The 7,479-nt window shown below is 35.5% G+C and carries 9 protein-coding genes; 2 read left to right on the top strand and 7 right to left on the bottom strand.

What is annotated here, in order from left to right:
• Positions 1 to 2 precede the first annotated feature (2 nt).
• Positions 3 to 83, top strand: a complete 81-nt coding sequence (locus ACCQ42_RS01700) for an IS3 family transposase (RefSeq protein WP_080551595.1) — start codon at positions 3 to 5, stop codon at positions 81 to 83.
• Positions 84 to 295: 212 nt separating this feature from the next.
• On the opposite strand, the gene ACCQ42_RS01695 is transcribed toward ACCQ42_RS01700, so the two are convergent.
• From ACCQ42_RS01695 to ACCQ42_RS01675, 5 genes are all read right to left on the bottom strand, one after another.
• Positions 296 to 1,279, bottom strand: a complete 984-nt coding sequence (locus ACCQ42_RS01695; RefSeq protein ID WP_106461741.1) for a nucleotidyl transferase AbiEii/AbiGii toxin family protein — start codon at positions 1,277 to 1,279, stop codon at positions 296 to 298.
• Positions 1,272 to 1,883: a DUF6088 family protein gene (locus tag ACCQ42_RS01690; RefSeq protein WP_106461739.1), complete on the bottom strand. Its 612-nt coding sequence runs from the start codon at positions 1,881 to 1,883 to the stop codon at positions 1,272 to 1,274. The genes ACCQ42_RS01695 and ACCQ42_RS01690 overlap by 8 nt, the downstream gene beginning before the upstream one ends.
• Before the next feature lie 156 nt (positions 1,884 to 2,039).
• Entirely contained in the window at positions 2,040 to 3,887 is a 1,848-nt protein-coding gene (gene htpG, locus ACCQ42_RS01685; protein ID WP_410035159.1) for a molecular chaperone HtpG, read from the bottom strand.
• A gap of 88 nt (positions 3,888 to 3,975) precedes the next feature.
• Entirely contained in the window at positions 3,976 to 4,626 is a 651-nt protein-coding gene (gene trhA, locus ACCQ42_RS01680; RefSeq protein WP_410035158.1) for a PAQR family membrane homeostasis protein TrhA, read from the bottom strand.
• Positions 4,613 to 4,945, bottom strand: a complete 333-nt coding sequence (locus ACCQ42_RS01675) for a hypothetical protein (protein ID WP_265212477.1) — start codon at positions 4,943 to 4,945, stop codon at positions 4,613 to 4,615. The genes trhA and ACCQ42_RS01675 overlap by 14 nt, the downstream gene beginning before the upstream one ends.
• A gap of 80 nt (positions 4,946 to 5,025) precedes the next feature.
• On the opposite strand from ACCQ42_RS01675, the gene ACCQ42_RS01670 reads away from it, so the two are divergent.
• Positions 5,026 to 5,244 carry a DUF1858 domain-containing protein gene (locus tag ACCQ42_RS01670; protein ID WP_106461732.1) on the top strand — a complete coding sequence of 73 codons (219 nt, stop codon included), beginning with the start codon at positions 5,026 to 5,028 and terminating at the stop codon, positions 5,242 to 5,244.
• 27 nt (positions 5,245 to 5,271) lie between these two features.
• Here ACCQ42_RS01670 and ACCQ42_RS01665 read toward each other — a convergent pair whose 3' ends face one another.
• Positions 5,272 to 5,787, bottom strand: coding sequence for an NUDIX hydrolase (locus ACCQ42_RS01665; RefSeq protein ID WP_410035157.1), 516 nt, complete (start codon positions 5,785 to 5,787; stop codon positions 5,272 to 5,274).
• A gap of 44 nt (positions 5,788 to 5,831) precedes the next feature.
• On the bottom strand, positions 5,832 to 7,478 hold the full coding sequence (locus tag ACCQ42_RS01660; protein ID WP_106461729.1) for a putative manganese-dependent inorganic diphosphatase: 1,647 nt from the start codon (positions 7,476 to 7,478) through the stop codon (positions 5,832 to 5,834).
• Position 7,479 lies beyond the last annotated feature (1 nt).

Raw genomic sequence — 7,479 nt, 5'->3', positions numbered from 1 at the left:
ATATAAAATGGTACAATGAGGATAGGATTAAAACAAAATTAAACGGAATGTCCCCTGTTATGTACAGATTACATTCCGCTTAAAATATTATTAAATTATTCCGTGTTTACGGGTTCAGGTCAGATTTTCCGTACTTTCCTTTGTATTTTTTATTAAATTAGTTTCCAAATATTCTTAGCATATGCCACTAGGTCTTCGATTTCTAGGCCTTCTATTAGTCTTGCTTGGTCTAGGAGTAGTCCTGCTATCAATTTTGCCTATGTTTATTCCTCCTTTTCAAAATATTTCAGGAGTTTTAATCATTAATTTCTTTTTCTAGTTCTTTAAGAGCTTTTATAATCTCTTCAAAGTTTGGATAATCTCCATAAATCATTTCAGCCATAGCTTTATAATCTTTTTCTATTTCAGAAAATCGAAACTCTCCTGGAACTAACTTTAATCTACCATTTAATGCATCTTCATACCTAGCCCACTTTCTGGGGTAGAATTTCATTTTAAATTCAATCACTTTTTTTAATAAATCTTTGTCCTTTAAGGCTTTATTTTTAAAATCTGAATCTGCTATCTTATATAGGTCATAAAAGTGTCTTGCATACCTATGGGGCATAGGAGAATCTTCTGGTCTATTTGCTTCATGATGAAGTATAGTAGCCTTTTCCCAAAAGGTTCTTTCTGCTGATACTGTTCTAATATTAGTTTTTTCTTTAAATACATTTGGATAGGCTTCACCAATTATAGGTAAAACTTCAACATCAATTGCTGGTGTCCATGCTGCAAGGCTTCCTATTTCAAGCCTTATATTTTGACTTAAATAATTAGATTTAAAAATTTTAGGATATTTACATAGAATTGTTTGTGGGTCTATTGTATCTATGGAAAATTTAAAGTTAAAATCGTTTAAATCTTGTTCTAAAACTTTTAAAAATTCATCTCTTAAAAATTCTTCTGTCTTTTCATTAACCGCTTTGTTGAATTTATCTTGCTTGGTATTTGACCTTTCTAACCATGGTTCTTTTTCTTCATATCCTAATACTCTCCAATCTAAGATTAGATCTATATCTTCAGAAAATCTTTCTATAAGTCCAAAGCATTTTGAAAGTGATGTGCCACCTTTAAAGGTAAAATATTCTTTCCATTTATTTTCTTTAAATAGATAGTCTAAGATAAAAGTAACCCAATAGTCCTTTTCAATGACTGCTTCAGATATATTTTTCTTTCTTGCAGTATTGACTATTAAGACCCTTAGATCTTCTTTGTTTTCTATATAAAACTTATTCATTTTGACCCTCACAAATTTCCCTTATCACTTCATATATCCATGATGGAACTGATTTTGATTCGTTCATTAAGTTTATTCTTTCTTTTTCACTTAAGTTTTCTCTTATCTTTTGTATAACTTCGCTAGTTATATTTTCTTTGCCCAAAGACTTAATTGCTTGAATAACTGTTGCCGTCTTTAGGGACATATTGGCAATTTCTCCTGGATTTACTTTTTTAAATTCTAAAACCGTATTCCCAATTTTATATTCCTTATATCTTCCACTAGATATATATTTATAGTGAGTCGGAACTTGTGTTGAAAGTCCTAATAAGTTTAAGGCTGTGCTATTATATGGTGCAATATTCCAATTGTATTTTCTTGATATAGCAAGTGCTAACTCATGTATTGATACTGCTTCGTACTCTCCAATTAATTCACTGTATCTTGGATTGTAATAAAAGCCATCAATTACACGCTTAATTTTATCTTCGTCTGCTAATCTTTTTAATATCTGTCTAACCGTAGCATTAGATGCAATATCTAAAAAGTCATTTGCAAAAAATACTTTATGTGAGTCGAAGCTATTTATTTTATCTGATATTATTTCCATATATGAACTCATTACAATTCTCCTTTGTCACGGATATTGTATCATATTCGTGACAAAAATTCAATCACAATAAACTTTGCTAGATCAAAATCTTATATATTTTTTTATTTCTTGTATAAATATAAAAGGAAAGCACAGATTTTCCGCACTTTCCTTTGTAACTTTTTATTAAATTAGTTTCCAAATGTTTTTAGCATATTCCACTGGGTCTTCGATTTCTAGACCTTCTATGAGTCTTGCTTGGTCTAAGAGGAGCCTTGCTATCATTTTTGCCTTGTCCGCATCATCCTTGTAGGCTTTTTCTAAGAGGTCGTAGGCCTTGGTTTTGTTTGAGATTTCTAGGACTTTTTCTGCCTTGATGCCAAAGGCGTTTGGTTGGTCTTTGAGGGCCTTTTCCATCTCTATTGAGACTTCTCCCCTTTGCTTGATGATGGCTGGTATATCTTCTAGCTTATCTGAGATATTTACATCTACCACATCTTCAGGCATGGCTTCCTTGATGAAGTTTATTAGCTCGCTATCTTCCTTGTCTTCTTCATTTTTTTCATCTTCTGCTGATATGGACTTAAATTTAAGACCATCGTATTCTTCTAGCATTTTGATTAAAAATTCATCTAGTCTATCATCTAATAGGAGGACATCAACATCTTCATCTACTAGTTTTAAAGCTGGGGAAGCTTTAATTTTCGCAATTGACTCTCCTGTTCCATAGTAGATAAATTCTGCAGTTGATAGAGCCTTTTCCTTATATTCTCTTAGACTTATTAGCTTATCTTCTTTTCTTGAGTAGAAGAGTAAGAGGTCTTGGAGTTCTTCCTTATTTGCCCCAAAGGATTCGTAGATTGCAACCTTGATTGAGTTGCCAAATTCCTTGTAGAATTTCTCGTAGTCCTCCCTATTTTTCTCCATCATTTCCTTGAGATGAGCATTAATTTTCTTATTGATTTGCTTAGAAATTACCCTTAGCTGCCTATTTTGTTGGAGGGTTTCTCTTGAAATATTTAGGGTAAGATCATCTGATTCTACAACTCCCTTTACAAAGGAATAGGCATCATCTAGGATTTCATCGCAAGAATCCATAATTTTTACTCCGTGAGAGTAAAGCTCTAGTCCTGTTTTCCTATCTTTGGAATAATAATCGAATGGAGCCTTTTCTGGTATATAGAGTAGGGCCCTAAATTCTACTAGACCTTCAACTGAGAAGTGAAGCCAGCTTAGTGGCTTATCATAGCCGTAGTGACTTTCCTGGTAAAAATTGATGTAATCTTCATCACTTAGGTCTTTTTTATCCTTTTTCCAGATTGGTTTATCTGAATTTAGGATGTCATAGGCCTTATAATCTTCATATTCTGGCTTATCTTCTGGAGATCCTTCCTTGATTTTTGTCTTGGTTACTAGCATCTTGATTGGATATCTGATGTAGTTTGAATATTTACGAACGAGTCCCCTAATTGTATTTTGGTCTAGGTAGATGTCGTAGTTTTCATCTTCGGTATTTTCTCTTAAGAAGAGTGTGATGTCTGTGCCTGGCTCATCTTTCTTTGCTTCTTTTATTTCAAAACCATCGGCATTTTCACTTGTCCAAAGGTAGGCCTTATCTTGACCGTGCTTTTTGGATAGGACTTCGATTTTTTCTGCAACCATGAAGGCTGAATAAAAACCTACACCAAATTGTCCTATAAGGTCTTTGGCGTCTGAATTTTCTACAGAATTTCTGAAGGCTTCTGTACCTGATTTGGCAATTGTTCCTAGGTTATTTGTTAGGTCCTCTTCATTCATGCCAATACCTGTGTCCCTGATTGTAAGGGTTCTCTTTTCCTTATTTGGGATGATTTCTATATAGTAGTCATCTTTTTCTATGGTTGAATCAGACTTTAGGTCTTCAAAATAAAGCTTATCTAGGGCATCTGACCCATTTGATATTAGCTCTCTTAAAAATATTTCCTTGTTTGTATAAATTGAATGGATCATTAAATCCATGACTTTTTTGGCTTCTGCCTTAAATTCTTGTCTCATTGCTAATCCTCCTAATCATTTTCCAAATAAAATTAGCAGTCTTCTTACTCGACTGCTAATATTATACTTACTTTCTATTTTCTTGCAATTATCCCAAAAATTTATAGTTGCCATAAAACATAACAAAGGCTGCTACAAGGATAAAAATATGCCAGATAGCGTGGTTGTAGGGGATTTTCTTTATGGAATAGAAAATGGCTCCTAGGGTGTAAAATAGACCGCCGACTAGCAAAAACATGATATAGGACATGCCGATGTATTTATAAATTTGATAGATAAGTAGGAGGGATATCCAGCCCATGGCCATGTAGATTATCATCGAGGCCTTTCCTATCCTATCTTCCTTGCCTGTAGCAAAGGCTATGATGTTCATGGTTATGCCTGAAATAGCCAAGATCCATATAAGGACAAAGATGATTATGGATAGGCTTGACCTGAGGCCAATTAAGATTATCGGCGTGTAAGACCCTGCTATTGTCAGGTATATTACCCCGTGGTCTATGGCCCTAAAGATGGTCCTGGCTGTGGGATTGGTCATGGAATGGTAGAGGCTCGATGCCAAAAACATGATGGCTATGGCTATAAAATAAATTAGCCAAGCCAAAAATCCTAGCAAGTCCTTGCCATGGTAGGCTCCTACAACTACTGGTATAAAAAATATCAGACTAAGGATGAAACCTAGGATGTGGGTAGCTATATTTAGGGCTTCTTCAGACTTACTATATTTAATTATTCTCATTTTTTATCTCCCTACTTAAGCTTACTATCTCCTTTTGGAGGGCAAGTCTTTCTGCTATTTGCCTTTTCTTTTCCCTTTCATTTTTCTTCTGAGTCCTTAAGGTATAAATACTAAGGCTAATTATAAATATTATTATAAATATGCCAATTTTTTGCACATCTGTCATTTTTAAAAAAATCGCAAGACTAAGGCCAAGAAAGGCTAGGCCCAAGGGTCCTAGGAAGGTCTTTAGAAAGCTATTTTGTGGGCCCTCATTGATTTTTTCTTGTAATATTCTTAATTCTTCTTTCTTTTTTTCTAATAATTCATACTTTTCCATATTTTCTCCTATATCCTAGTGATTTACTTTGATTATTATATTTTAAGTAGTAAAATATTCCTATAAAAGGGGGAATATTTATGACCGAAAATACAAAAGAAACAAACAAAGTAACTATCACTCGTGATATGATTATAGGCGATATAATTCAAGCAAAGCCAGAAGCTATCAACGTTCTTATGATGAGCGGTATGGGCTGCATAGCATGTCCAACATCTTTATATGAATCTCTTGAAGAAGCTTGCATGGTTCATGGTATGGACCCTGACTACATGCTTGATCAACTTAATTCCCTATAGATACAAGGCCCTATTTTCCGGGCCTTTTTATATTTCCATAAATCTCTTATCCTTTTCTAGGTCAAAGAGCAAATCTATGAAGGATTTCTTGTATTTTACAAATTTCCCTCTCTTCATCAGGCGGGTTACCTCATCATAGGATGCCCACCTTGCATCACTTACCTCTTCTTCTTGCAGTTTTAAATCTTCTAGTCTTATATTTTTGTGAATCATGTAAAAATCATCAAAGCCATACTTAAAATTGGCTGTAAGGATTGGTCTTGAGCCCCTAAAATTGAAAGCTATGCCTAGCTCTTCGTAAAGCTCACGGCTTGCTGCCTGATCAGTGTTTTCACCACTTTGACAAGCCCCACCGCAAGTTATATCCCACAGGCCTCCCATGGACTTTTCTGCCTTTCTTTGTTGGATGAGCAATCTCCCGTCCCTATCAAAGATTAGGACATGGACAATGAGCCTATATGTATTAGGGGGCATGACATCACCCCTTATGTAGGTCTTGCCTGTTTTTTTCCTGTACCTATCGTATAAATCTAATATTTCCATCCTATCTCCTAAGTAAAAATCTCTAGCTAGGCTAGAGACTTTTGTTATTTCTTGACTATTGCTGCTGTTAGTTTTGGTATTACTTGTTTCTTACGTGAGAGAACTCCCTCTGCGTTTATTGTGCCATTTTTGGTGACTTCTCCAAATTCTTCTTGGATAGCATCATAGAATTCACCTACTACTAAAAGCTCACTTCTTTGGTTAAAGATATCTGTTAGGACTAGGACGAAGGTATCTTCTCCCCTTTGCTTAATTTTAGCTGCCATTAGCTCTTTTAGCTCATCCATAATTGGTACTAGCTCTTCTGGATTCATGGTCATTACTTGACCTACTCTAATTGTTGAAGAGCCGATTGTAAAGGTCTTGATATCTCCTTCGATTAGGTCTTTGGCTGATTTACCCTTCAAAGATGTGCCTGCCCTAAACATCCTGTCTGCAAATTCTTCTGGGTTAATGTCTGCAATCTTGCTCATCCTATCTAGGATTCTCCTGTCAATATCTGTTGTAGTTGGCGACCTGAAAAGAAGGGTATCTGAGATTATAGCAGCGCAAAGTATACCTGCAATTTGCTTAGATGGTCTGATACCACTTTCTAAATACATTTCTGAAATGATTGTAGCAGTTGATCCAACTGGCTCTGCCCTAAAGAAGACTGGGCCTGTTGTAAGGATGTTTGCTACCCTGTGGTGGTCGATTATTTCTATAATTTCTGCTTCGTCTATATCATCTATTGATTGGTTGCGTTCGTTGTGGTCTACTAGGATTAGCTTTTTCTTATCTGAAGAAATTAAGTGATACCTAGAAATTGAGCCTACTACTTGATTAGTTGGGTCTACTACCGGATATGACCTAAATCTAGACTTGGCCATGACTTCCCTAACTGTATCTAGGGTATCGTCGGTTTTAAAATAAATTAGATTGTCTGTGGTCATTACATGGCTTACAGGAATTGTAAGTGGAAGCAGTCTTGAAGCCATGAAGGAGTTATATTCTGTAGATATAACTGTAACCTTGTTTTCTTTTGCCACTTCTAGGGCCTCATCATCAAGCCTTGCCCCGTTGGTTAGGATTAAAAGTGATATCTTTTGATTTAGAAGATATTTGTAATAGGCATACCTATTTCCTGATATGATTATGTCATTTTCAAGGACTACACCCTCTAGGTCCTTTTCATCCCCACTCATGGCAAACACTGCCATCTTTCCTGAAAGCTCCCTAGGCTCTTTTGGTAGGTTTATGATATTACCAGCTAAGACATCTATGATATTATCAATTGGAGTACTTGACCTGCCGAGGATCTTATCATCCCAAATATCCATATAAGATTTTGTAATATTTGATAGGGATGCTATACCTACTATCTCTCCCTTAGAGTCTACAACTGTTAGGGAATTGGTAGCTCCATGTTGGAAGGTATCCCAAGCTTTTCTAATTGGAATAGATGGGTCGATTATATTGCCCTTATCTATGTTTAGGTCCCCTACAGTAAGCTTCATTGTTTCCTTGATTTCTGGTGGCCTTACACCAAAATATTCAAGTACAAAACGGCTTTCTTGGCTTAGTTTGCCAAGTCTTATAGGAATTGCATCATATTCTCCTAGCCTATTTTTAAGGTCAGCATAGGCTATGGCTGACATAATTGAGTCTGTATCTGGCTTCTTGTGGCCTGTGATATAAACTGTTTCTCTCACT

Source organism: Anaerococcus kampingae (assembly GCF_046365475.1).
Lineage (GTDB): Bacteria > Bacillota > Clostridia > Tissierellales > Peptoniphilaceae > Anaerococcus > Anaerococcus kampingae.
Note: the sequence above shows the minus strand (reverse complement) of the source record. Positions and strands in the feature narration are given on the sequence as shown.

Excerpts from the sequence above, each read along its gene's own strand:
- ACCQ42_RS01695 (WP_106461741.1), bottom strand. The coding sequence starts at position 1,279 with ATGAATAAGTTTTATATAGAAAACAAAGAAGATCTAAGGGTCTTAATA.
- ACCQ42_RS01690 (WP_106461739.1), bottom strand. The coding sequence starts at position 1,883 with ATGAGTTCATATATGGAAATAATATCAGATAAAATAAATAGCTTCGAC.
- htpG (WP_410035159.1), bottom strand. The coding sequence starts at position 3,887 with ATGAGACAAGAATTTAAGGCAGAAGCCAAAAAAGTCATGGATTTAATG.
- trhA (WP_410035158.1), bottom strand. The coding sequence starts at position 4,626 with ATGAGAATAATTAAATATAGTAAGTCTGAAGAAGCCCTAAATATAGCT.
- ACCQ42_RS01675 (WP_265212477.1), bottom strand. The coding sequence starts at position 4,945 with ATGGAAAAGTATGAATTATTAGAAAAAAAGAAAGAAGAATTAAGAATA.
- ACCQ42_RS01670 (WP_106461732.1), top strand. The coding sequence starts at position 5,026 with ATGACCGAAAATACAAAAGAAACAAACAAAGTAACTATCACTCGTGAT.
- ACCQ42_RS01665 (WP_410035157.1), bottom strand. The coding sequence starts at position 5,787 with ATGGAAATATTAGATTTATACGATAGGTACAGGAAAAAAACAGGCAAG.